Source organism: Sorangium sp. So ce590, assembly GCF_051521365.1.
Classification (GTDB): Bacteria; Myxococcota_A; Polyangia; order Polyangiales; family Polyangiaceae; genus Sorangium.
On record NZ_CP150346.1, the window covers coordinates 4,603,258 to 4,625,851 of the forward strand.

The 22,594-nt window shown below is 68.5% G+C and carries 20 protein-coding genes and 1 pseudogene; 6 read left to right on the forward strand and 15 right to left on the reverse strand.

Annotated elements, in window-relative coordinates:
- Window position 1: 1 nt before the first annotated feature.
- The gene (locus tag WMF28_RS17275) at window positions 2-1,066 is read right to left on the reverse strand and encodes an alpha/beta fold hydrolase (RefSeq protein WP_437603342.1); all 1,065 of its coding nucleotides are present in this window, start codon (window positions 1,064-1,066) and stop codon (window positions 2-4) included.
- Between the two features lie 352 nt (window positions 1,067-1,418).
- Between WMF28_RS17275 and WMF28_RS17280 the strand changes: the two genes are divergently transcribed.
- Window positions 1,419-3,020 (forward strand): vWA domain-containing protein, encoded by a 1,602-nt coding sequence (locus WMF28_RS17280; RefSeq protein ID WP_437603343.1) that lies wholly within the window; start codon window positions 1,419-1,421, stop codon window positions 3,018-3,020.
- Window positions 3,021-3,122: 102 nt separating this feature from the next.
- On the opposite strand, the gene WMF28_RS17285 is transcribed toward WMF28_RS17280, so the two are convergent.
- Window positions 3,123-4,172 carry an extensin family protein gene (locus WMF28_RS17285; protein WP_437603344.1) on the reverse strand — a complete coding sequence of 350 codons (1,050 nt, stop codon included), beginning with the start codon at window positions 4,170-4,172 and terminating at the stop codon, window positions 3,123-3,125.
- A gap of 233 nt (window positions 4,173-4,405) precedes the next feature.
- On the opposite strand from WMF28_RS17285, the gene WMF28_RS17290 reads away from it, so the two are divergent.
- From WMF28_RS17290 to WMF28_RS17300, 3 genes are all read left to right on the forward strand, one after another.
- Window positions 4,406-4,546 carry a hypothetical protein gene (locus WMF28_RS17290; RefSeq protein ID WP_437603345.1) on the forward strand — a complete coding sequence of 47 codons (141 nt, stop codon included), beginning with the start codon at window positions 4,406-4,408 and terminating at the stop codon, window positions 4,544-4,546.
- Between the two features lie 260 nt (window positions 4,547-4,806).
- The gene (locus WMF28_RS17295) at window positions 4,807-5,409 is read left to right on the forward strand and encodes a DUF4360 domain-containing protein (protein ID WP_437603346.1); all 603 of its coding nucleotides are present in this window, start codon (window positions 4,807-4,809) and stop codon (window positions 5,407-5,409) included.
- A 94-nt stretch (window positions 5,410-5,503) separates the two neighbouring features.
- Window positions 5,504-6,373 (forward strand): hypothetical protein, encoded by an 870-nt coding sequence (locus WMF28_RS17300; protein WP_437603347.1) that lies wholly within the window; start codon window positions 5,504-5,506, stop codon window positions 6,371-6,373.
- Window positions 6,374-6,424: 51 nt separating this feature from the next.
- On the opposite strand, the gene WMF28_RS17305 is transcribed toward WMF28_RS17300, so the two are convergent.
- The 6 genes and pseudogenes from WMF28_RS17305 to WMF28_RS17330 all read right to left on the reverse strand — a co-directional run bounded on the left by WMF28_RS17305 (window position 6,425) and on the right by WMF28_RS17330 (window position 10,640).
- On the reverse strand, window positions 6,425-6,850 hold the full coding sequence (locus WMF28_RS17305; protein WP_437603348.1) for a hypothetical protein: 426 nt from the start codon (window positions 6,848-6,850) through the stop codon (window positions 6,425-6,427).
- Window positions 6,851-7,055: 205 nt separating this feature from the next.
- On the reverse strand, window positions 7,056-7,655 hold the full coding sequence (locus WMF28_RS17310) for an RES family NAD+ phosphorylase (protein ID WP_437603349.1): 600 nt from the start codon (window positions 7,653-7,655) through the stop codon (window positions 7,056-7,058).
- Window positions 7,656-7,673: 18 nt separating this feature from the next.
- Entirely contained in the window at window positions 7,674-8,306 is a 633-nt protein-coding gene (locus WMF28_RS17315; protein ID WP_437603350.1) for a hypothetical protein, read from the reverse strand.
- 172 nt (window positions 8,307-8,478) lie between these two features.
- On the reverse strand, window positions 8,479-8,685 hold the full coding sequence (locus WMF28_RS17320; RefSeq protein WP_437603351.1) for a hypothetical protein: 207 nt from the start codon (window positions 8,683-8,685) through the stop codon (window positions 8,479-8,481).
- 271 nt (window positions 8,686-8,956) lie between these two features.
- Window positions 8,957-9,325 (reverse strand): annotated as a pseudogene (locus WMF28_RS17325) (ATP-dependent DNA ligase); the annotation flags it as partial.
- A 79-nt stretch (window positions 9,326-9,404) separates the two neighbouring features.
- Window positions 9,405-10,640 carry a hypothetical protein gene (locus WMF28_RS17330; protein WP_437604272.1) on the reverse strand — a complete coding sequence of 412 codons (1,236 nt, stop codon included), beginning with the start codon at window positions 10,638-10,640 and terminating at the stop codon, window positions 9,405-9,407.
- A gap of 434 nt (window positions 10,641-11,074) precedes the next feature.
- On the opposite strand from WMF28_RS17330, the gene cysK reads away from it, so the two are divergent.
- Together cysK and WMF28_RS17340 are read left to right on the forward strand one after the other, a co-directional pair.
- Complete coding sequence (cysK, locus tag WMF28_RS17335; protein ID WP_437603352.1) at window positions 11,075-12,067, forward strand: cysteine synthase A; 993 nt, start codon at window positions 11,075-11,077, stop codon at window positions 12,065-12,067.
- Between the two features lie 7 nt (window positions 12,068-12,074).
- Window positions 12,075-13,070 carry a serine O-acetyltransferase gene (locus WMF28_RS17340; protein WP_437603353.1) on the forward strand — a complete coding sequence of 332 codons (996 nt, stop codon included), beginning with the start codon at window positions 12,075-12,077 and terminating at the stop codon, window positions 13,068-13,070.
- A gap of 122 nt (window positions 13,071-13,192) precedes the next feature.
- Here the strand turns inward: WMF28_RS17340 and folK are convergent, their stop codons facing one another.
- From folK to folE, 7 genes are all read right to left on the reverse strand, one after another.
- Window positions 13,193-13,729, reverse strand: a complete 537-nt coding sequence (gene folK / locus WMF28_RS17345) for a 2-amino-4-hydroxy-6-hydroxymethyldihydropteridine diphosphokinase (RefSeq protein ID WP_437603354.1) — start codon at window positions 13,727-13,729, stop codon at window positions 13,193-13,195.
- 75 nt (window positions 13,730-13,804) lie between these two features.
- Window positions 13,805-14,569 carry a pteridine reductase gene (locus WMF28_RS17350; RefSeq protein WP_437603355.1) on the reverse strand — a complete coding sequence of 255 codons (765 nt, stop codon included), beginning with the start codon at window positions 14,567-14,569 and terminating at the stop codon, window positions 13,805-13,807.
- A gap of 29 nt (window positions 14,570-14,598) precedes the next feature.
- A complete protein-coding gene (locus WMF28_RS17355) occupies window positions 14,599-15,981 on the reverse strand; it encodes a tetratricopeptide repeat protein (protein ID WP_437603356.1) in 1,383 nt (460 codons plus the stop codon).
- An 89-nt stretch (window positions 15,982-16,070) separates the two neighbouring features.
- Window positions 16,071-18,881, reverse strand: coding sequence for a condensation domain-containing protein (locus WMF28_RS17360; RefSeq protein WP_437603357.1), 2,811 nt, complete (start codon window positions 18,879-18,881; stop codon window positions 16,071-16,073).
- A gap of 52 nt (window positions 18,882-18,933) precedes the next feature.
- Window positions 18,934-20,979 (reverse strand): dehydrogenase E1 component subunit alpha/beta, encoded by a 2,046-nt coding sequence (locus tag WMF28_RS17365; RefSeq protein WP_437604273.1) that lies wholly within the window; start codon window positions 20,977-20,979, stop codon window positions 18,934-18,936.
- 7 nt (window positions 20,980-20,986) lie between these two features.
- Window positions 20,987-21,562 (reverse strand): 6-carboxytetrahydropterin synthase, encoded by a 576-nt coding sequence (locus WMF28_RS17370; RefSeq protein WP_437603358.1) that lies wholly within the window; start codon window positions 21,560-21,562, stop codon window positions 20,987-20,989.
- Window positions 21,559-22,254, reverse strand: coding sequence for a GTP cyclohydrolase I (gene folE / locus WMF28_RS17375; protein ID WP_437603359.1), 696 nt, complete (start codon window positions 22,252-22,254; stop codon window positions 21,559-21,561). The genes WMF28_RS17370 and folE overlap by 4 nt, the downstream gene beginning before the upstream one ends.
- Window positions 22,255-22,594 lie beyond the last annotated feature (340 nt).

Sequence of the window (22,594 nt, forward strand, 5' to 3'; positions counted from 1 at the left end):
GTCAGCAGGGGACGGGCGGCGGGCGGCTCCCGAGGTCGGCGGGAGACGCCGAGTGGTCGGCGTCCTGCTGCGCTGTTTGCCGGAGCAGCGGGGAGAGCGTCCGCGTCGCCCATTGCCGGACCGGGGCGTCCGCCCACGGCTGCCACCGCGGGCTGGCCTGCGGCGCGGCCGCCGCGCGGGGCGCGCGTGCCCCGGCGCGCAGGCGCGGCGCAGGCCGAGGCTCGTCGAGGAAGCGCAGGAGATCGGGGGTGAGGTCGGCCACCGCTTCCCGGTGCGGATAGTGTCCCGCCTTCGCGTAGCGACGCACCGCCACGCCCTCCAGGTAGCGGTCGATGTCGGCCGCGTGGCGCACCGGGAGCACGGGGTCGCGGTCGCCCCAGTAGACGGCGAGAGGCGGTATCTCCGGGATGCGGTGCGCGATGTCCATGAGGTGCTCGCGCTGGCCGCGCAGATCGATCGCGTGGCGGAGCGTGCGCGACAGAGCACGCGCCGTGCCGGGCCGCGCGTTCACCCCGGCGAGGTGCCTGCGCTCGTCCGCGTTGAAGTTGCCGCCGAGCACAAGCATCCCCGCGTGGGTGCCGACGCCCATGAGCACCGGCGCGGCCAGCTCCAGCAGCCCAGTCACCGCGGCGAAGCGCAGCGGCAGCGCGACCTCGCTCCCGATGCCGCCCGCGGCGACCAGCCCGAGGCGGTGCACGCGCCCCGGCCGCTCGGCGGCCACGCACATGGCGATGCTGCCGCCGAACGAGTGCCCGATCAGATCGAAATCGCCGAGCCCGAGGGCGCGGATCCATTCCGCGACCGCGCCCGCATACCAGGCGACGGTGTAGGGAGCGTCCGGGCGGGCCGAGTGTCCGTGGCCTGGCAGGTCGACCGCAAGGACGCGGCGCCCTCCGGCCGCAAGCGCGGGCGCGAGCCGGTTCCAGGTCCGACAGCTGTCGGACAGGCCGTGTACGAGGACCACGGGGCGCGTGCCCGCGCCGCCGTTCCGGGCAGCGCTCCACTCCTCCCAGTGGACCTCGCCTGCGGAAACGACGCGAACATGGTTGCGACACCTGATCGACATGTTCTTCTTCAAGAGTTCGCACGAAGCGCTGCGTCTGTCCAGATTGCACACCCGTCAGCTATTCGTTGTGGGCGGCCGGGCTCCCCGCGAAGCCCATTTCGCGTTCGTGTGGGTCGGATGACGCCAGCGTGCGCCATGCTGGGACGTGAACCGGACAACACTGTCATGGTATTTGTGCCATCGGAGCGCTGGTGACCGTGGTTTGGGCTGCGTGGCCCGAGCGATCCGGCGCGTTGGGGCGGGCGGCGCTCCGGAGCGGGGCGGCGTCGGGACGGCGCCGCGCGTACGGCACCGAGGTTGCTCAGCGGGTCGCCCCGAGCGCGGTGCGGTCGCATCGCGGAGGAGGATGCCTGTGCGAACCGTTCCCGTTGCGATATCTCTCTGTCTTCATGCCGTGTCGGCGGTCCTCCTCGGCGGTGCAGGCCTCGCCGCCTGCAGCGGGGGGGATGCCGCCGACTCGGGGGGGCTCCTGGGCAACCAAGATCCCGCCCCGGAGCCGCCCCGCAGCGACGGCATCGGGAGCACCGGCGCCGGCGTCGGGAGCACCGGCACCGGCTTCGGGAGCGCGGGCGCGGGCGGCGGCTCTTCCGTCGATGGATCCCAGGCCGAGCCGCCCCCGGAGCCATTGCCGGGCGAGGACGCCGGCGCGCCCCCGGCGTTCACCTGCGAGGGGCTCGACTCGAGCCAGCCCGTGGTCCTGTACGTGTCGGCCGACGACTCCAACTCGATGAGCTCGCCGGTGCATGCGCGCGAGCTCCTCCGCGGGGGCCTGGGGCCGGAGCCGTGGCAGGTGCGCACGTACGAGTTCCTCAACTACTACCGCATCGATTACGCGGCGCCGGACGAGGGCGAGCTCCGCGTCGAGCCCCAGCTAGAGCCCGGCGAGGAGGCGGGGACCTACACGCTGCAGATCGGCGTTCGCGCGTTCGACCCGCCGGCCCAGCGCCGTCCCGTCGCGGTCACGTTCGTCCTCGACACCTCCGGCTCGATGGCAGGTGAGCCGATGGCGCGCGAGAAGGCCACGGTGCGCGCCGTCGCCGCGAGCCTGTCCGAGGGCGACGTCGTGAACATGGTCACCTGGAACACCGAGAACTCGGTGATCTTGAGCGGTCACGTGGTGAGCGGCCCGGACGACCCGGCGCTGCTCGAGGCGGCCGACGAGCTCTCCGCCAGCGGCGGCACGGATCTCGAGAGTGGCCTCCGGGTGGGGTATGGGCTCGCGCAGGAGCACTACGAGGCTGACCGGATCAACCGGGTGATCCTGGTCAGCGACGGCGGCGCCAACGTGGGGGTCACCTCCGCGGATCTCATCGCGCGGCACGCGGAGGACGCCGACAAGGAGGCGATCTACCTCGTCGGCGTGGGGGCGGGGGCGGCGCCGGGTTACAACGATCGGCTCATGGATACCGTGACCGACAAGGGTCGTGGCGCCTATGTCTACCTCGATGACGTGGACGAGGCGTTCCACATGTTCCGGGATCGGTTCGACGAGGTGATGGAGGTGGCCGCCCGCGGCGTGCAGGTGGAGCTCACCTTGCCGTGGTACTTCAAGATGGAGAAGTTCTACGGCGAGGAGTACTCGACAAACCCCGAGGAGGTCGAGCCGCAGCACCTCGCGCCGGGCGACGCGATGATCTTCAACCAGCTCGTGCGCGGGTGCGATCCCGGCGTGATCAACGACGCCGATGCCCTCACCGTGCGCGCGCGCTGGCAGACGCCGCTCACCCATGAGCCGAAGGAGGCGAGCCGCCAGGCGACGCTCGCGGAGCTCACCGCCGGCAGCAAGGAGCAGCTCGTCAAGGGCAAGGCCATCGTGGCCTACGCCGAGGCGCTCAAGAGCAATTCGAGCGAGGCGCTGCGCGCGGCGCGCGAGCAGGTGCTCGCGGCGAACCCGGGCGGCGATCCGGAGCTCGACGAGATCGCGGAGCTGATCGCGCTCCATCCGCAGTACTGAGGGCTCTCCACGGCCTCTGGAGAGGCAACGGTGTGAACGCCGAGACGGAAGAGACGACGTCCTGGCCCTCCTGGCAGCGGCGCCGCCCCCGCGCAGCGCGGCTCACTCCAGCAGGAAATAGTGGGCGTTGCGCTTGATATCGAAGTGAAAGTGGTCCGCGTGCGCCTCGTTCGCGTTGGGCGTGAGCACGACGTTGAACAGCCCGCTCGTGTGGACGGCGCAGATGACCTCCCGCAGCTCGATGGCATGAGGGCTCGGCTCCTTCGGCTCCGACCCGGGGCCGCACGGCGGCGCGCCGATGGCGCCGTGCCAGTCGGTCTTCACGTCGAGCCGCGCGCCGTCGGCCTTCACGAACGCCGCCACATCGATGGCGAGCCCGAGGGCGTGCTGACTGGGCCGCGCGGGCGCGGCCGCCGGCTTCTCCGGGGCGCGCGCGCCCGGCTTCGCCGCCTTGGCAGCGCCCTTCGGGGCCTTGTTGCCAGCCGGCGACTTCGCGGGCGCCTTCTGCACCTTCTTCGGCTTCGGCTTCGGCGCGGCCGTGCCGGCGGGAGCGGGCCGGTGCATGCTGACGTGCACCACCTCGATGATCCCGCGCGTCGCGAGGAAGGCGGCGAGATCGTCGAGCGCGAGGACCAGCCGGCAATCGGCGATGTCGAAGGGGGAGATCGACCGGGATTTCGCCACCCCGTCGCCGCGGAACGTGACCCCGTGCAGCGCGCCGGTGATCCGAACCGGCCGGTCGACAAGCGGGGCGCCGCGCGCCGCCGGGGCGTGCGGGATCCCGCGGCGCTTCATCTCCCGGTCGCAGGCGTCGCTCGAGAGCCCTCCGTACGTGGCCGCGCGCGACGTCGCGGACCACACGGGCTTCTCGAACGGCGCGCTGCCCGCGTCCGCGCCGCCATCGTCCAGAAGGCCGGCCCCACCGTCTACCGGCGCGCCGGCGTCGCCGTCCAGAGGACCGGCCCCGCCGTCCGCGAGCGCCGTCGCCGCGCCCGCGGGCCCGGGCGCCGCGGCTGCCGGGCCCGCCGCGGCCTCGGCCGGCCCCGCCGGCTCGCTGCGCAGCGAGGCGATGCCGAGCGGTGTGAGGAGCGCCGCGCCGCCGATCAGGGCCGCTCCGACGGCCAGCGCACGGCGGGAAGGGAGCGCGCTCATCCGCGGCGCAGCTTAGCCCGGCCCGGCCCCAGAGAGCACGCCTTGCCGTTCTGCACGGAATTTAGAGCGCCGAACAAAACCGGACCGAGCCAGGCAGCCGAGGGTGGGTGCAGCGCTAGGCGCGACGAGGAGCCCTACTGAAGTAGGGCGACGAGGAGCAACGACGCGATGCGCCCGCTCTCGGCTGCCTGGCGACGGGAGGTTTTGAGAGGCGCTCTTAGTCGACTCCCGCGATGTTTCGCCTCCGCGCCGCGCTCCTCCCCGAGCTGCTCGACGGCGCCATGGCGCACGGTGCCCTCGCCGCGACCACGGCGCTCTTCGTCCCGGTGTTCGACGTCGTTGCCTCGCCACTCCTGGGCTTCGAAATACAGTGAGTCGCCTATCCACCTTTCGCCTGCGCTCCGGGTTCTCATCGAATGTCCTCGGGTCCCGCGGACCTCACGGCGCTCGATGGATTCCGGTCAATCCGCGGCGCGGGTGCCGCGGCGAGGGCGCCCCGCGCAGGTTGCGCGGAGCGCGCCCTCATCGCATGCTCGTCAACACATGTCGGCCGGCCTGCGACAGCGGTGATGCGCGCGCGGGCGCCGACGGACGGCGACGCGATGTCGTCTGAAGATGAAAAGGGGGGGCAAGCATGTTGCTGCGATGGGCGTTCGGCTTTTCTTCGGCGTTTCTCTTCGCCTTTCCTGCGCTGGCGCAGAATGCGCGGATCGAGTCGTTCACATATGCCGGCAGCGGATGTCCCGTCGGCTCCGCCGCGGGGGTGATCTCGCCTGATCAGAGGGCGTTGACCGTCATCTTCGACCAGTTCGAGGCGCAGGCCGGCCCGGGCACCGCCCGCGCCGCGAACCGCGCGTTCTGCCAGCTGGCCGTGGATCTGCGGTTCGATCCGGGATGGCAGGTGGCGCTCTTCGACGCCACGTACCGGGGCTTTGCCGACCTGGAGCCGGGGGTCCATGGGCTCCACGAGACATCGTATTATTTCTCGGGCTCGCGGCTCACCTCGGGGCCGCTCACGTGGAGCATGGTCGGGCCGTTCACGAACGATTTCTCGCGCACGGACACGTTCGCGACCACGGTCTGGTCCGACTGCGGCACCGTGCGGCCGCTCAACATCAAGACGAGCCTGTACGTCACGAACCGCCTGGCGCAGGCGGGCTCCGGGGTGCTGACGAACGACACCACAGACGTCCAGGTCCGGATCGACTATGCCCTCACGTACCGCCGCTGCATCTGAGCTCCGCGGGACGCCCCGCCGCGCGTCGTGCGACCCGCGGTGACGGGCGTCGACGCCCTGGTGCGGAAGGGCGCCGGCCTGGTACGCTGACCCGATGACGTCCACCCTGCTGATCATTGTGCTCAGCGTCGTTGTGCCGCTCGGGATCACTGCGGTGGTCCTCTGGGGGGTCTGGAAGAAGGTCCTCGGCCCGCTCCGGGCCCAGCAGCAGGAGCAGCAGCAGCTGCTTCGAATCGGCGTCTCGTGCGCGGCGCGGGTGCTGCAGTACCAGGAGACCGGCATGAAGGTGTCGATGGGCGCCCAGGACTCCTACAGCCTCAAGCTGCTCCTCGAGGTGATGCCGCCGGGCATGCCGCCCTATCAGGTGGAGACGGTCGCGCTCGTATCGGTGCTGGCGGCTCCCCGTATCCAGCCGGGGTGCATCGTCACGGTGCGCTACGACCCGGCCAATCCCCGCCGTGTCGCGATGGAGGCGGCGTACCCGCCCGGACAGGGGCCGGCCGCCGCTGCGGCGCTCGGGGGCTATCCCCCGCCGGGGGCTCACGGGGGGCCAGGGGCTCACGGGGGGCCAGGGGCTCAGCCTGGCGCTTACGGCGCGCCTCCCGGTGCTTACGGCGCTCCCCCCGGCGCTTACGGCGCTCCTCCCGGCGCCTACGGCGCGCCTCCCGGCGCCTACGGCGCACCGCCCGGGGCTCCCCACGGCGCTTACGGCGCTCCCGCTGGACCCTACGGCGCGCCGCCCGGGGCTCCCCACGGCGCCTACGGCGCTCCCGCGGGCGCTTACGGCGCCTTCCCTGGAGCTCAGCCCGGCGCCCACGGCGCGCCACCCGGCGCCCACGGCGCCCCCGCGGGCGCCCACGGCGCACCGCCGGGCGCCCACGGCCCGTACGGCGCTGGTCCCGACGGCATTCCCGGAGGGCCGGCGGGGCCTTTCGGGCCCGGCGGCGGCCGGCGCGGCTCCTGAACGGCGTCCTCCCCCGGGCGCTGGCCGCGCCGCATGGCCCCGCGCTCGCGCTCAGACCACCACGCAGCCCGCCGACGATCCTTGCATCGGCAGGATGGCCTTGATCTCGCCGGTCTCCCCGAAGACCAGGAGCCGCGCGACGATCGCCTGCTTGCCCGCACTGCAGAGGGGCAGGAGCGCGAGCCGGAGCGCCGGCCCGTTGCCTCCATCGAACTTGAGGGCGAGCAGCTGCTTCTCATCGCACTCCTCGAGGAGCTCCACGTCCGCCTCCAGGTGGATCGGCGCCACCCGCACGCACGCCTTGGCCTCGCCGAAGCTGTCGATCGTGCAGCGGTTGGAATCGAGCGAGAGCTGGACCCGGCACGACCCCTCTCCGCCAATCGTCGCGATCTGGATCTGGTGAATCGCCATCCCCTTCTGGAGTGGAATGGGCTCCACGAGATAGCTTGTTTCCAGCCGCAGATTCTTGATTTTCATCGGACCCCCCGCCGCTCGGCCGCGCGCGCCGTGGCCACCGCCCGCCGCGACGCCGCCGCAGCGCGCCTGCCTTCATGGGAAGCACCGGCTGTGCCGGCGCGAGCGCGCGCTCGGTTCGCACGCGCGCGGGGCCCCCGCGCCCGGCGCCGCCATCGCGCTCGGCAGCGCGCCCCGGGACCCCACGCCGCCGTCCGCTCGTCGAGCCTCAGACGAGCCCGAATTTGTACGCACCCAGGATCCTGGCGAGGAGCGCCGCGTGCGCCGGATCCGCGAGGGAGCCGAGCCCGGTCACCTCCAGATCCGCGCTGGCGCGCTCGAAGAGGGCGGCGCAGACGCGGCTCGGGTCGTGGCGCGCGGCGTAGGCGATGCCGTCGGGTCTCCTCGGGTGGTCGTGGATCGCGAGCGCCCACCGGTGAGCGGCCCCGTAGGACTCGCCCGAGGTCAGGCGGGCGTCGGCCCCGAGGCGCGCGAGCCCCTCTCCGGTGAGGTTCACGAGCCGCAGCGGACGCCTCGGCGAGATGCACGCGAGCCCGCGCGCGGCGAGCTCGCCTTGCTCCACGAAGCGCACGCCGGTCGCGTGGCCGAACACCTCGATGAAGGAGCAATGCTCGTCTTTCCCGGCGTACAGCACCCCGAACTCGCCGGCTGGGGCGTCGAAGCGGTTGTCGCCCGAGCGGCCGAAGTACAGCGGATCGCGCGCGAGCCAGTGAATCCGGAACCAGCACCGCCGGAAGCTCGTGACGGGAAGCGGCCTTGCCGCGAAGTCGAGGGGCGGGTCCGGATGCGGCCCGAGCGTCGTCGTCATGTCGGCACGGCGGCGCTCTCAGGCCGCGCCTTGCTCTCCGAACGTGCGCGCGGCGAGCCGCACCGGCTCCACGTCGCCGCGGCGGAGCCGGTCGAGCGGCCGATCGCCGTCGAGGCGGTGGTTGCCGGAGAGGAAGAACCGGACCTTCGCCAGCGGGGGGTGCTCGTCGAGGAGGGTCAGGATCTCCTCCAGCCCCGGCAGCACGCCCTCGTCCGCGAATTGCCATGCGGGGTAGAGGTGCCCACGACGGCCGATGTCCACGGCCAGCAGCCTTCCGGCTGCGCGGCGCGCCTCGATGGCCTGCGGCGAGAGGTGGAGCCCTTCGCCGACCTCCTCCGCGATGAGCGTGCCCCCTTCGGCGGCGAGGAGCGCGTCCCTCGCCTGGAGGCCGCGGAGGCGGGCCGGCATGAGCGGATCCGCACCGGAAAACAGGCCGACGGCGCTCGGCTGCGTGAGCGCCGTCACCAGCGCGTCCGCGTTGCTGGGCGACGCGACGACCTCGCCAAGCTCGCGCTGATCGAGCCGCTCGGCCACCTGGGTGAGCGCATCGATGCCGCGCGCCAGGAACGCCATCCGCAGCGGCTCACCGTCGAACTGGTGGAGTCGCTCGGCAATTTCCGCCAGAGCGCTGGAGTTCCGATTCTTGGTCATGGCAGACCCAGGGACGATGCTGCGCGCTCGCGGCCCCGTCAACCAAGCGCACGCCGCCCTGCTGCGATATGACGACCCTGCTGAACGGAACATCAGTGAATGTACATTCCCTGTGTCTTTCTTCTTCGCGTGCTCACCGCCTCCTGGGTTTGTCGGGGACGTCGGGAGGAGGTCAGAGACCGACCTTCTTCATCATGGCGCCGGTGATGGACTGGCGCGCGGTCGGGAGCTCTGCCCATGGATCTGCGATGGACGCGAGCCGCCGCGGCACGGTCTCGATGGTGAACGAGGCAGGATCGAGCGGCGCGTCGAGCTCGTCCCACGCGAGCGGGGTCGCGACGGCTGCGCCGGGGCGCGCCCGGGTCGAGTACGGCGTCACGGCGGTCGCGCCGCGCTCGCCGCCCTGCCGCCCGCCGTGCGCGTCCCGTGGCTCTCGGCCGCGCTCGTCGCCTTGCGCGAGGCGCCGGCCGCCTTGCCGGGCGGCGGTTGCGCGCGCTCGACGGTGACCGACTCCGGCGCGCGGTCCTCGCGGAGGCCCTCGAACGACGGGTGCCGGAGCCGCCCGTCGCTTGCCGCATTTCACCTTGAGCCAGCTCGCGCTTGCGGGCGACCTGCGTGCAGCCGCGGAGATCGCGGCCGTCGAGGTAGAGCAGGTCGAACACGAAGTACATCAGGCGCCCATCGCGCCCGTCGTTCCCGTCGCCGAGCGCGTTCTGCAGGGCCTGGAAGTCGGTCACGCCGTCTCGCCCGACGACGACGATCTCGCCGTCCAGCACGGCTTCCCGGGCTGGCAGACGGGCGAGCTCATCGCGCACCCCTGCGAACCGCTCGGTCCAGTCCTGGCCGCGGCGGGTCAGGAGCGTTACGCGGCCGCCGCGGAGCTGCGCAAGCATGCGGTAGCCGTCGAGCTTCACCTCGTAGAGCCACCCTTCGCCGGGGGGCGGCCCCGTGACCAGGGTCGCGAGCTGGGGTTCGACCTCGTCCGGGAATGGCCCTCTCCGGGAGCCCTCCAGCCGCATTCTCAAATGAAGACGACTTCGTCTCCGTAATAGACCGTCTCGTCGACGGCGCGCCCCCACGACACGCGCGCTCCGCCCGTCACCGCGCGGGGGACTCGCTCCAGTGGCGGACGAGATCGGGCACGGCCGTCTCCGCCATGCGGGTCAGGTGTTTCACGTGGTCTGGCTTCTGGGTGCCTGGATAGCCGCGCACGTGGAACGCACCCCGGTGCGCCTCGGAGAGCGGGTCGAACCGGGGTTTCGCCTCGCCAGCCGTCCCGGTCAAGTCGTAGACCGCCTGCGCATCGGCGCCGGCGCCCGGAGCGCGATGCGCGCCCGTGAGCTCGAGGAGCGCGTCGGTGCTCTCGTGCGTGCCGGCGTAATCGCCGTTCGGGGTGATCTCCGAATGGGTGATCGACATGAGCTTGTTGCCGGCGACCGCCTGCTCGGCGAAGAGCCCGAACGGCTTGAGACGCTCCATGTCCAGGCTATGGTCGAGCGGCATGTAGCCGGTATGGATGCCGTCGAGGAGGAGAACGGCGTCCACCTTGTCGGCGAACCCGGGCTGGTTCAGGAGCCCGCGGACCGCGGCGTACCCCGCGCTGAACGCCGAGAGCGCGACGCGCCGGAGCCGGGCGTCGCGCAGCCCGCGCGCCTCGAGCGCGGCCTGCGCCTTCGCGAGGAGCGCCGGCAGGTAGGAGCGGATCGAGAACCGGGTCTCGTACGCCCCCGAGCTGATGCCCATGTTGATGATCATCACGACCGCGTTGAGCCCGGCGCGCTCGTACCCCGCCTGGACAACATCGTTGATCCCGTGGAAATGGACCACCAGGTCGTAAGCCCCATCCGCCGAGGAGAAGGACGCGGGGAGGGTGACGATCCCGTCGGGGATCGGGATCACCCCCGCGCGATCCAGCGTCGCGTCGGCGCGAGCGTCGAGATCGATGGTCGGCGCAACCGCCTCCGGCTTCGCCTGGACCGGCGCAGCCGCTTCCGCCCTCGCCTCGACCCGCGCCGCCGCCCCCGTCGAGCGCAGGACGGCCGCCGCGGCCGCGGCGGGCTGGATCGCCGAGCCCGCGCGGAGATCGATGCCCGCCGCGCCGAGCTGCATCGAGACGACCGCGCCGAGCACCGCCGCGAAGCCCAGGCCCGCACCAGCGCTCAGCGCGATCAGGCGCGATGTGGAACGCCGCGCCGGAGCGGCCACGACCGGAGCCGGCGCCCCGATCGGCATCGCCATGCCCGAAAACGATACGGGTGGACGGCGGAAAATTAGAGTGGGTTCATCATCGTCGAGCAGTTGGACCTCCGCGCGGGGGGACTCAGCGGGGAACATGGTCAAGCATGATGCGAGGCCTGTGCCACGGAGGGCAAGTGCCAAATTTGGCAAGATAAGCCCGCATTCGCGCCCGTCAAGAAGGTGGACCTGGTCTGACGTGGTCCCATGGAGATGGCTAACCGAGTCCCCAGGGAAGCACCTTACTTGCTCAGGCGACCACGCCGACGACTCTCGAGCAGCTGGTCACGCGCCGCCCCCGCCGGGCCTCGCGGTCCCTTGGACGTCCAACGGGTCCGTTGCAGGTCCAACGGTCCGCCGAGGGATCGCGCTCAGCGCGGCGCGCCTGACGGGCGAGCTGGCGCTGGGGCGCGCCGGGCGCCGTCGCCTCTTGCTCTGGAAATACGGCGCGACGGAGGCGGGGCGCACGTGGATCTTGACAGCGCGGGGCGCCTCTGGATCTCCTCTTCCTCCCTCTCACCAGCACGGCCCCCATGACCAACTTCCCCCGCGTTTACGAAGACAATACCCAGAGCATCGGCCGCACGCCGCTCGTCCGCGTCCGCCGGGTCACCGACGGCGCCCGCGCCACCGTACTGGCGAAGATCGAGGGGCGGAACCCGGCCTACTCGGTCAAGTGCCGCATCGGCGCGGCCATGGTCTGGGACGCCGAGCAGCGAGGCGTGCTCGGCCCCGGCAAGGCGATCGTCGAGGCGACCAGCGGCAACACCGGCATCGCGCTCGCCTTCGCCGCCGCCTCGCGTGGGATCGAGTGCGTGCTCAGCATGCCCGAGACGATGAGCATGGAGCGGCGCAAGGTGCTCGTGGCCCTCGGGGCCAAGCTCCTCCTGACGCCGGGCCCCCAGGGGATGAACGGCGCCATCGCCAAGGCCGAGGCGCTGGCCGCCTCGGACCCCGGCCGCTACGTCCTGATGCGGCAGTTCGAGAACCCCGCCAACCCATCCATCCACGAGACCACCACCGGCCCGGAGATCTGGGACGACACCGATGGCAACGTCGACGTCTTCGTCTCGGGCGTGGGCACCGGCGGCACCCTGACCGGCGTCAGCCGCTACTTCGAGCGCGTCCGGGGCCGCGCGCTCCACACCGTGGCCGTGGAGCCGGTCAGCTCGCCTGTCATCGCGCAGACGCTCGCCGGCCAGCCGCTCACCCCGTCGGCCCACAAGATCCAGGGCATCGGCGCCGGCTTCGTCCCCAAGAACCTCGACCTCTCCTTCGTGGACCAGGTCGAGGCGGTCTCCAACGAGGAGTCGATCGCCATGTCGCGGCGCCTGGCGCGCGAGGAAGGTATCCTCAGCGGCGTCTCCTGCGGCGCGGCGATGGTCGCGGCGAGCCGCCTCGCGCGGGATCCCAAGTGGGAAGGCAAGACGATCGTGGTCATCCTGCCGGACGCAGGCGAGCGGTACCTCTCGGGGCCCCTCTTCGAAGGTATGTTCACCGATATCGAGACCATGAAGGCCTCGTGAGGTCGACGTGAGCAAGAACAGCGATGCTGCCCCTGCCCAGGCGTCGGGCGACCTGCACGGCATCGTCGATGCGCTGATCGCGAGCTACAGGGAAGACGCGCGCGGGCATCTCATCGACAAGCGCTTCACCCCGTCGCGCCAGGAGATCACGGAGATCATCGATCTCCTGCTCCAGATCTTCTACCCGGGCTACCACGGGCGGCAGGACCTGTCGGACGAGGACTTGCTCTACCACGTGGGCACGCTTGTCTCGACGCTGCGGGACAAGCTCGAGCGGCAGATCGAGCGCTGCCTGTGCTTCCAGGACGAGACCGCGGACGCGGGCCGCCTCGACGTCCCGAAGTGCAGGCAGCGGGGGCACAACGTGGCGCGCGTGTTCGTGAGCAGGCTGCCGGACGTCCGGCGGCGCCTCCTGCTCGACGTGCAGGCGGCTTACGACGGCGACCCGGCGGCGGCCTCGATGCATGAGATCATCCTGGCCTATCCGGGCCTGCTCGCCGTGACGGTGCACCGGGTCGCGCACGAGCTGTACCTGCTCGGCGTCCCGCTCATGCCCCGGATCATGAGCGAGTGGGCGCACACGAGGACGGGCGCCGACATCCACCCGGGCGCCAACATCGGTGACAGCTTCTTCATCGATCACGCCACCGGCGTCGTCATCGGCGAGACCACCGACATCGGCGCGCACGTCAAGCTCTACCAGGGCGTCACGCTCGGCGCCCTGTCCTTGCCCCAGCACTCGCGGGGCGCGCGCGGCCAGAAGCGCCACCCCACGGTGGAGGACGATGTCACCATCTACGCGAACGCCACCGTGCTCGGCGGCAAGACGGTGCTGGGGCAGGGGAGCGTGGTGGGCGGCTCGGTGTTCCTGACGAAGAGCGTCGCCGGCGGCCAGCGCGTGGCGATCGAGGCGCCCAGGCTGCGCGTCGCCTCGCCGCCCCAGGGCTCGCCCGCCGTTGGCGACTCCGAGCTGGAGTCCAGCATCCTCGACTTCGACATCTAGCGCCGGGGGGCGGCCCCGTCGCTCCAACATGCCGACGGCTCAGCAGAACCGTGCCATGGCGCTCGTCGCGCACGTCATCGGACGCTCCACGAGACGTGGCCCAGGGCGGACCGCCGCCCCCCTCACCCGGCGCGATTCGACACGAACATCAGTTCGCACCTGGATACACAGGCGTCTTTCGCGTGCAGCTCTCCCAGACGCCGCTCCAGCGCCCGGATCGAGGTCCCCACGCCGGGATGCATCGCCTCGGGCAGCAGATCACACAGCGGCGTCAAGGCAAAAAAGCGTTCATGCAGCCTCGGGTGCGGGATGACCAGGGAGGGCTCGGAGATGACCTCTTCGCCATACAACAACAGATCCAGATCGAGCGTCCTTGGTGCATTGCGGAACGGGCGCTCCCTGCTATTGCTCGCCTCGATTCCGAGCAGCTCCGACAGCAGCTCGCCCGGCTCCAGCGATGTCTCGAACGCGACCGCCGCGTTCAGATAGTCCGGCGAACCGGCGCTGTCCACGGCGACGGTCCGGTAGATGGGGCTGAACCTGAAGTTCTCGCTGCCTCTCAACGCCAGCAGATGCTTCTCTGCATCCAGCAGGTACCCATACGTGTCGCCGAGATTGCTTCCGATCGCGACGGCCGCCGTTGTCCTTTTGCGCCGCAAGACTTACTCCCTCTGCTCCTACCCGCGCCGCCGTTCTGCCGTGCGCCTACTTGAACCGGACGTCACATGTCACCATCAGGTCAGCAGGGCCCCGCCGTCCACCGTGATGATATGCCCCGTCACGTAGTCCGCCAGCACGAGATACCGCACGGCATCGGCGACAGCCGCGCAAGATCCTATCCGTCCCAGAGGAATCTTCGCAAGAGCCATGCGCTGCTCGATCTCGTTCAAGGCGTTCTGCTTCTCCGGCCACATCATGGTTCCAGGGGCAACGCCGTTTACACGAATTTCAGGGGCCAGCTCGAGGGCCAACGCCTCCGTCAGGCTGACGAGCCCTGCCTTCGCGGCGCAGTAGATCGGATACCCCTTGAGAGGTCTCTTGGCATTGACGTCCACGAGATTGACGATACAGCCTCGCGCCTCGCGCAGCCAAGGCAGAGCCGCCTGCGCCATGAAGAACGGGACCTTCAAGTTGACGTCGACCAAGTCGTCCCACTCTCGCTCCGTAGCCGTCTCGACGCGGGTCGGGTAGTACGTCGAGGCGTTGTTCACCAGCACGTCCAGGCGCCCCCAGTCGCGAGCGGTGGAGCTCACGACGCCCGATATGCTGGAGAGGTCGTCCAGCTTGGCACAAATCAGGCTCGCCGAGCCCCTGCGAGTCGAATTGAGCTCGTCGACGAGCTGCTCGGCTTCGGAACGCGAGGAGTGAAAGTGCACAGCGAGGTTGAAGCCTTCTGCATGCAGCTCCCTCGCGATGACCGCTCCTACCCTGCGGGCCGCGCCTGTGATCAGCGCGACCTTGCCCGTACGTCGCGATGCCGAATCTTCGATACCCATCATGCTGCTCCACGATAGCAAATCAACATGCTTCACCTCGACGCGATCGCGAGCGACGTCGCCTGCGTGCGCTCACGGACTATCGTCTCATTGATCCGAACTCGCCCCAGAAATGATCTCCGACGCGCCTCGTCGTTGATCCTGCTCGCGATGTCGAGGACCGTGTCGTAAGCCGTCCCGAGCCAGCGCGCTGCTTGCTCCAGGTCCCCGTGCCTCGCCTGTACGACGTGGTGATTATAGTAGATCTCCTGGGCCCGCAGGGCCGGTAACCATCCCATGCCCATCAACATCTCGACAGCGGCCTCGCTGGACCGGATCGCCTGCGCGTTGTCCCCTCGAGCCAGGGACAGCTGGCCAAGCAGCGAGAGGGAGAGGATTTGGCTCCGGTAGATACCGGTCCGATGGCACTCCTCGATGTTCTCACGTAAGAGCTCTTCAGCGAGCAAAAGATCCCGTTCAACCTTGGACTTTGCGCGCAGCATCAGAAATTCCGCGTGGTAATTTCGTACGAGCGTGATCAGCGGAAGGCTGCGCACCACATTGCTCTCACGCCACCCGGAGATCAGGTGCTCGTGCGCGGCGTCGATCTTGTCCCATTCGAGGTACAGCTTCCCCAGGAGCGCCCGGTTGTTCGCGTTCCATGCGTGCAGCGCGCCGCCTTGGCGGAAGCGCTCGATCGCGCTGACGAGCACCGACTCTGCCGACTCAAAATCTCCAAGCGCGACGTAGAGCTGGGCGAGGTAATTGCTGGCCACGGCGATATCGCCCCTCAGACCGAGGCTCACGCTCTCTCGGTGAGCTCGATTCAGGTAATCGATGGACGTATCGTAGTAGCCCAAGTCGAACTCGCAGATCCCACGGATGGCATGAATCGTGCTGGCATGGCGTCGGGACTCCATCGACATGACATCCTGGGGCGCGCACGGGCTCACCATATCGCACGCCGCTCGAGCCAGCTCGGCTCCGCGTCGCAGGTTGACCTTCATGGTCTTGTGCCCAAGCTCAGCGGTGGCGAGCGCCAGGACGAGCGGCCCGCAGCCCGTCTGAGTCAGGGCGAGCGCTTCTCCCATCGCCTGGATGGCGTCGATCGCCGACTTCGTGCGTGAGAGCCAATTCCCCTTCAAGATCTTCAGCTTCACGAGCGTATCGATGCGATCCGCTCGCGCCGGTAGAGCGTCGGCCCACGCGAACAGATCTTCCTGCGTGTATTTCCCGTCGAGGATGGGCGTCGAGCCTCCATCCAGGATATCGTGTGCCAGCAGAAGCAGATAGATGAACTCGAGGTGACTGTCGGCGGTCGAGGTGTCTGGCTGCCGTATATGGCCGAGCGCCTGATCGCAAGAATCCACACAGCCATCGAGGTCGAGCCTATCGAGCGCGTTGCGGGCCAGCGCGTACAATTCGTCGAGTCGCATAGGATATCACAGGTACGAGGTTGAACACCCTCCGGCGCACGAGAGGCTACGACGTGCCCATCCATCGAACGCAGCCGGAAAGGCGCCGCTCAGCCGCAGATTTCTTTCAGACGCTCAAGCGTCACGCGAGGCTCGGCGGACACCCGGCGGAGCACCTTCAGGTAGGACTGCGCCATTGCTCGTATCGCATCTCTTCGGAACAGGTCCACGTTGTAAGACAAAGTCATGCGCGCACCCTGCTTCGAGACAGACGCCCAAAGCGTCATATCGAGCACCGAGCCGTCGAAAGGCTCTTTGCCGCTGCTGCTCTCCAGGGCGAGCGGGGACACCTCGACGTCAGGCCAGGTCAACTCTGCGCTGGGCAGCATGATCAACATCGCCTGGAAGACGCGCGGGCGCGCCTTGGGGGCTTCATCGGGAGCCAGCGAGTCGGCGACGCAGCCAAAAGGGACATCCAGGTTGTCGTATGCCTCGAGGGTGCTCGCGCGCACGGAGCTCAGCAAGGATGAGAACGTCAGCTCACCGCGGGTCGACATCCGCAGCGGCCAATTGTTCGCAAAGAAACCGATGACATGTTCCAGGCTCCCTCTGTCTCTGCTCGCCGAGGCAGCGCCAACGACGATGTCATCTTGGCCCGTATACCGCGAGAGCACCACCCCCCACGCCGAGATGAGCACGGTGAACAGCGTGGCTCCCTCACGCTTGCTCAGATCGAAGATACCTGTCTCTCGAGGGATGTCGAAGATCTCCGAGGCCGACACGCCCGTCTGCTTCGCCCCTCGCGGCTCGTCCAGCGGCAGCGTGAGGGCAGGGGGCGCGCCGGCCATCCTCTGCTTCCAGTAACTCAGTTGCCGTTCCATGACGCGCCCCTCCAGGTGCCGACGTTGCCAGCCCGCGAAGTCGTAGTATTGCCTCGGAAGCTCTGGCAGCCTCGCCGTCTGGTCCCCGCGGGCTCGGCGGTACAGGATCGAGAGCTCATCGGCCAGGACGCCAACGGACCATCCGTCCGCGAGCAAATGATGCACGCACAGGGTCAGGACGTGCTCGTCCTCGCCCATCCCGGCCAGGGTCACCCGGACCAGCCGGTCGCCGAACAGGTCCCACGACCAGCGGGACTCTCGTCGCAACACCTTCGCTATGCCCGCGGTTCGATCTCCGGCGGGCAGGCCGGACAGGTCGATCATCTCGATCGGCAGCGCCGCGCTCTCGTCGACGACCACGCTCGGCGCGCCGTCCCCACGTCGGAACCGTGACCGGAGGACCGCGTGGCGCCCCATCAGGGAGCGCACGCTGTCCGCCAGCGCAGCCGTATCGGTCTTCCCCTTCAGGTGAAACGCGCGGAACAGATTGTAGTCGGATGGGTCCCCGTCGACGCACAGCTGGAGGAGGCGCTCCTGCACGAGCGATACGACCGGGGTTCCTGCCGATCGCGCCGGTACGCGCGGAGATGTCTCTCGCCCGAAGGCTCTGCCGCGCTCCGAGACGCAACGAGCGAACCCCTGGAGCGTGGGGTTCTCGAAGAGCGATCTCAAGGGGATCTCCATGGAGAGCAGGCCAGCAACCCGCGATACCGCTCGAACGGCCAACATGGAATCGCCTCCGAGCGCGAAGAAATCGTCGGAGGGGCCGACTGCCGGCAGCCCGAGAACCGCTCGCCATACCTTGGCGACATCCGCGGCGACCGAGCCCATATCTCCGGACGCCGCGGAATCTCGCGCTCCCCGGTCATCGCGCCCCTGGCAGGCCTCGGCAAAGGGCTGCAGGCCACCCGTCAGGACCTTTTGCTTGAACGCGCGGAGAAACTCGGCGACCTCCGCGCCGGTCAGGACGCGGTGGTCAAAGACCAGGGTGAACGACATGGGATGCCCGGGCATATCTCGGTCCCCGCCGATCCCCAGCACAGCGGACTGCCGGCGGTTCAGCATCGGCTGGAAGTGCGAGATGTCATGGCCGGAGAGATCGGTCACCGTCATGGTCGCGCCTCTCACGTCCTCGGGCGTGAGCCGGTCTTCGTCGTACCGGCTCACGCAGTCCGCGACCGCAGCCTCGATCTCGCTCAGGCTCAGCTTGTTTGCATGCCGGACGACGGGGACCCGTAGGCCCCTCCCGAGATCCACGGCCAGCGCGATATTCACCTCGTTGTAATAATAGATCAGCCCCGCGTTATAGTAGGCCGTCAGCTTCGGGTGCTCGTCGAGCAGCCGCGCCAGGACCCACAGGCAATAGGGGAGCACCTGACCGTTGCTGCTGGGATCGCCTTTGAGCCTCTCCCTCAGGGGAGACGACATGAACTGGACCGTCAGCGCGCTGCACAGGGCTCCTCGCTGTGCCTCCGAGAGCACATCGATCTCGCGCCGCTTGGCTGCGCTGGTCACCTCTGACGTCATGGCCCCGAAGAGAGCCCGCTCGTTCGCCGTCGGCCCGGTGAAGGATGCATCATCCGTCGGCGTTTCTGCGCGGCTGCCGCCGTCGGCGAGCACCTTTTTGAGGTCGGCGACGGTCACCAGCCCGGGCAGGCTGAGCCGAGCGGGATCGATGTTGTTCTGCTCCAGGAACCTCCGCGCTGGCCGCGAGAGCCGCGCCACCGCTCCGACGGCTCGTCCCTCGCCCTCGGCCCCGCCCTCGGGCGATGCTTCCGACGCCACGGCAGCGTCGAGCTCGCGGCGCTCGGCGTAGATCTCGGCGATCGGGGCGCCGACCGGTAGCTCGTCCCCGGCTCTGCACCGCGTCCGCAGGTATCCCGAGGCCTCGCTGTGGACATCCACGATCGCCTTGGACGTCTCCACCCGCGCGATGACCTGCTCAGCGGCCACGTGGTCGCCATCCTTGGCCAGCCACTCCGTGATCAGGATGGTCTCGTCGTTGGAGCTCAACTTCGTCAGACGAATGATGCTCTTCATGAGTGGGGCTCGATCCTTCTGGGGGCGCCCTCATCGGCGCCGGGGCGGCGCGTCAGCGGCAGGAGGTCTCCTCTGCCGGCGACGAGGTGCGCGAAATGCTCCTAGCGGGGCCCGTGCTGCTCCTCAACAGCTCCAGGATTCGCTCGACGATGCTGTCTGTTCCAGAGAACATCCGCCCTTCGAGCGGCTTGCTCGCCGGAATCGTCGCGCTAGGCGGGCTGATGCGCGCGACCTTCGGCAGCGATGGTCCCTTGAGCTCCGCGAGCTGCGTCACGACCTCCGCGCCGAAGCCCGCGAACCCTTGCCCTTCCTCGACGGCGACCACCAGCTTGCTCCCCGACACCAGCTCGGCATAGGGGAGCACGCTGAACGGGAACACTTGCACAGGACATATGATTTGCGCCACCACGTCGTGATCCTCGAAGAGCTTGTCCGCGACGTCCACCAGCACGTCGCCCAGCCCGCCATAGCCGAAGATCGTCACGTCGACGTGGGTCGACCTCGGCGCCACAACGACCGTGGGGAAGGGCTCGTCGGACATCCTTCGCTCGAAGCCGGCCGGCGCGTCGCTCCGAACGTGTCTCGTATAGAGGACCTTGTTCTCGACCAACAGAACCGGATCCTCCTGGTGCTCGACGAGCGCCCGATAGACGAGCTTCGGATCGATCAGGTTGTTTATCGCCAGCACCGTGAGCCCGGGGATGCCCATGAAATGCTTCTCCAGCGTCTGGCTGTGCGTCGGACCATACCCTCTGCCCGCTCCCATCGGCGTCCGGATGACCATGGGCACCCTCACTTGCTCGTTGTACATGTACCTGAACTTGGCGGCGTGGTTCAGGATCTGGTCGAACGCCAGCGTGAGGAAGTCGCCGAACATGATCTCGACGAAGGGTCGGTATCCAGCCATCGCGAGCCCGCAGCCGATGCCGACGACCGCGCTCTCGGAGATCGGGGTGTTGAACACGCGACCCGGAAATCGATCCGACAGGCCGTCGGAGATCTTGAACGCCCCGCCATAGGGTGACTTGACGTCTTCTCCAATGAACAAGATCCTCGGGTCCCGCTCCATGAGCTCCAGGAACGCCTCGTTGATCGCGCGTGACATTCGGAGCGGCGCCGCTTGGCTCGCGGGCACCGGCGAGAAGGACGGCGCCCGTGGCGCGGGCGCGACGCTGGCTGGCGACGGATAGGGCGATAACCGTGCGGCCTCTACCGCCTGTTCGACCGTCCCGCGGACCTCCGCCAGATCCGGCGCGAGCTCCGCCTCGCGCTCGCGCAGAGCGACGTTGATCGGGTCGATGCTCCTGAAGTGCTCGATCTCGCGAATGTCCCTGTTGTCATCGCCCTTCGAATGCGCCTTCAGCCGGTAGGTGTCGATCTGCAGCAGCGACGGCCTCGACTGGCGTCTCGTGTATCCCACCAGGTCTTCTGCCGCCGCGAACAAGCCACGCCAGTTCCAGGTGTCGGCCTTGACAGAGCGTACCCCGAAGGCGCGCGCTCGTTCGCAGATGTCGCCCGCCAACGTCTCGGAGTGATGCGTGGACTGCGCGTAGTAGTTGTTCTCGAGCACGATCAGCAGCGGCAGGCTCCACTTGGATGCGATGTTCAAGACCTCGTAGAGCACGCCCTCTCCGAGCGTTCCGTCGCCGATGAACACGACGGAGATACTGCCGCTGTCGAGCAGCTTCCTCGCGAAGGCTAGACCGGCCGCTACCGGGACGATCCCGCCTTGAATCCCGTTCGAGAAGAAGCCGTCCTTGCACAGGTGCTGGCTGCCCCCTCTGCCGCCACACACCCCCAGCTCCTTCCCCAGGATCTCCGCGATGAGCCCCGTCACATCCCCGACGCGCGACAAGAAATGGCCATGGCAGCGGTGGTTCGAGAAGATCGAGTCGTCCGGCTGGAGAAACTCGCACACAATCGCACCGGACAGCTCCTGGCCTATGCAGGTGTGGACGGTCCCATGCAGCTCTCCCTCTGCATACAGGCGCAGCAGCGCCTCCTCCGTCTCTCGTATCAGCAGCGATTTTCGAAGGAGTCGCCGCTCGACGTCCGAGAGCCGGCTGGCAACGGTCACCCTGGTATCTCCGACGCTCATCACGGGACTATCCCTGCTTGGACGAAGCTCTGGACTTCCTGATGTCGTACTCGATCTTGCCTATCGATTTGGCGAAGAACGTCAGCTCGTCGCGCCTCTGCGCGAGAAACATACCTCTCTCATCCGAGTGTATCGCGTCGGCACCACAGTCCGTATAACAGTTTGGAGTCTCGTACAGCCGGATGTGGTGAATCTTCAGGTGGTCCCATTCCTGAAAGAGCAGTTCCATCGCTAGAAATATCTCCTTCGCGATGTTCTCCACGGTCGGGTTGCAGTAAGCGCCGTCGCCGTTCAGGCTCATGAGCCAGAACTTGCTCCGCGTGGCATGGACCGCCGTGATGAGGTCTGCATCTCGAGGGTTGAGGATCGATGCATGATCGAGAAAATCGTCGATCCAGGCCGATCCTACCCGCTTGATCTCCTTGAAATCGATGGCGTACCCGATGTGCTGCATCTGTTTGAACGCGAACGTGAGCTCATACAGGTACGTGTGCCCATGGATGTTGAAGCACTTGAATCCCTCGTCCATGACCCGGTGGGCGGAGTCGAAGGAGCCCTTGCGGGTGATATACTGTACGGTCACTTGATCCCTCGAATGAGCTCGTAGAACTCGGCCCTCGCTGGTCCAGCGGGGTCGTCGAACAGGCCCGAGAACATGTGGGTCTTCATGCGGCTGTCGTGATGCCTTACCCCCCTGCATCGAACGCAGTTGTGCACGGCGTCGACCAGGACAGCGACCCCCTCGTTCTCCTCGCACACCTTGTCGATGCCGTTGTGGATGGACACCGTGAGCCGCTCCTGGATGAGCGCCCGCCTTCCGAAGTGCTCCACGATCCGGTTAAGCTTTGATAAACCGAGAACACGGCCGTGCTTTCCCGGAACATAGGCGACATGGACGTGCCCGACGATCGCCTGATGATGATGGGAGCACATGGAAATGAGGGCGATCCCGCCTTCGAAGATGTGCCCGTTGTAGCTGTCCGCCGGGAAGGTAGTGATCTTCGCCATGGGCTGGTAGCGACCCTTCCAGAGGTCGAAGACGTACGCGTTGGCGACTCTCTTCGGGGTGTCCGCGGAGTTCGGGTCGCTCTTCCAGTCGACCCCCAGCGCCGTCAAGAACTCACCGAACGAGATGGCCGCTCTCTCAACAATCGCTGACAGCTCCTGTTCCGTCAGGCTCGCGTCAGCGCCGTGCGTGGCGCGCTTTTTCGCCAAATGCGTAGAGATGCCGTCGGCGTGGCCGGGCGGCGCGACTTCTAATTCATGGTATCGCATTTGCATTCTCCCGCGTGTACCAGGACTTCGGGGCCCAGCTCAGTCGTCGAGAATCGGACGCGCTGGCATCATGGGCTCACAGTGGCCGCTCGTGGGGTCGATCCCCGCGCCATGGCAAGGCGCTGGAGGGCTCGCGCAAGCGGGCTGAGCATGCGGCATGGCCGGCCCGCAGACGTCATTTCGTAACTCGCTCGTCTCGCTCTCGTGTCCAGCCTCGGGTGAGGCCGTCGCCTCCCCGGACCCGACGCACTGATCCGCTGTGGCCGAGGGCTACAGCCTCCCGGGTCGACCCCGATGCCGGTCTCGACGCCGGGATTGCTGCAGCGGCCCCCTCCGTGAC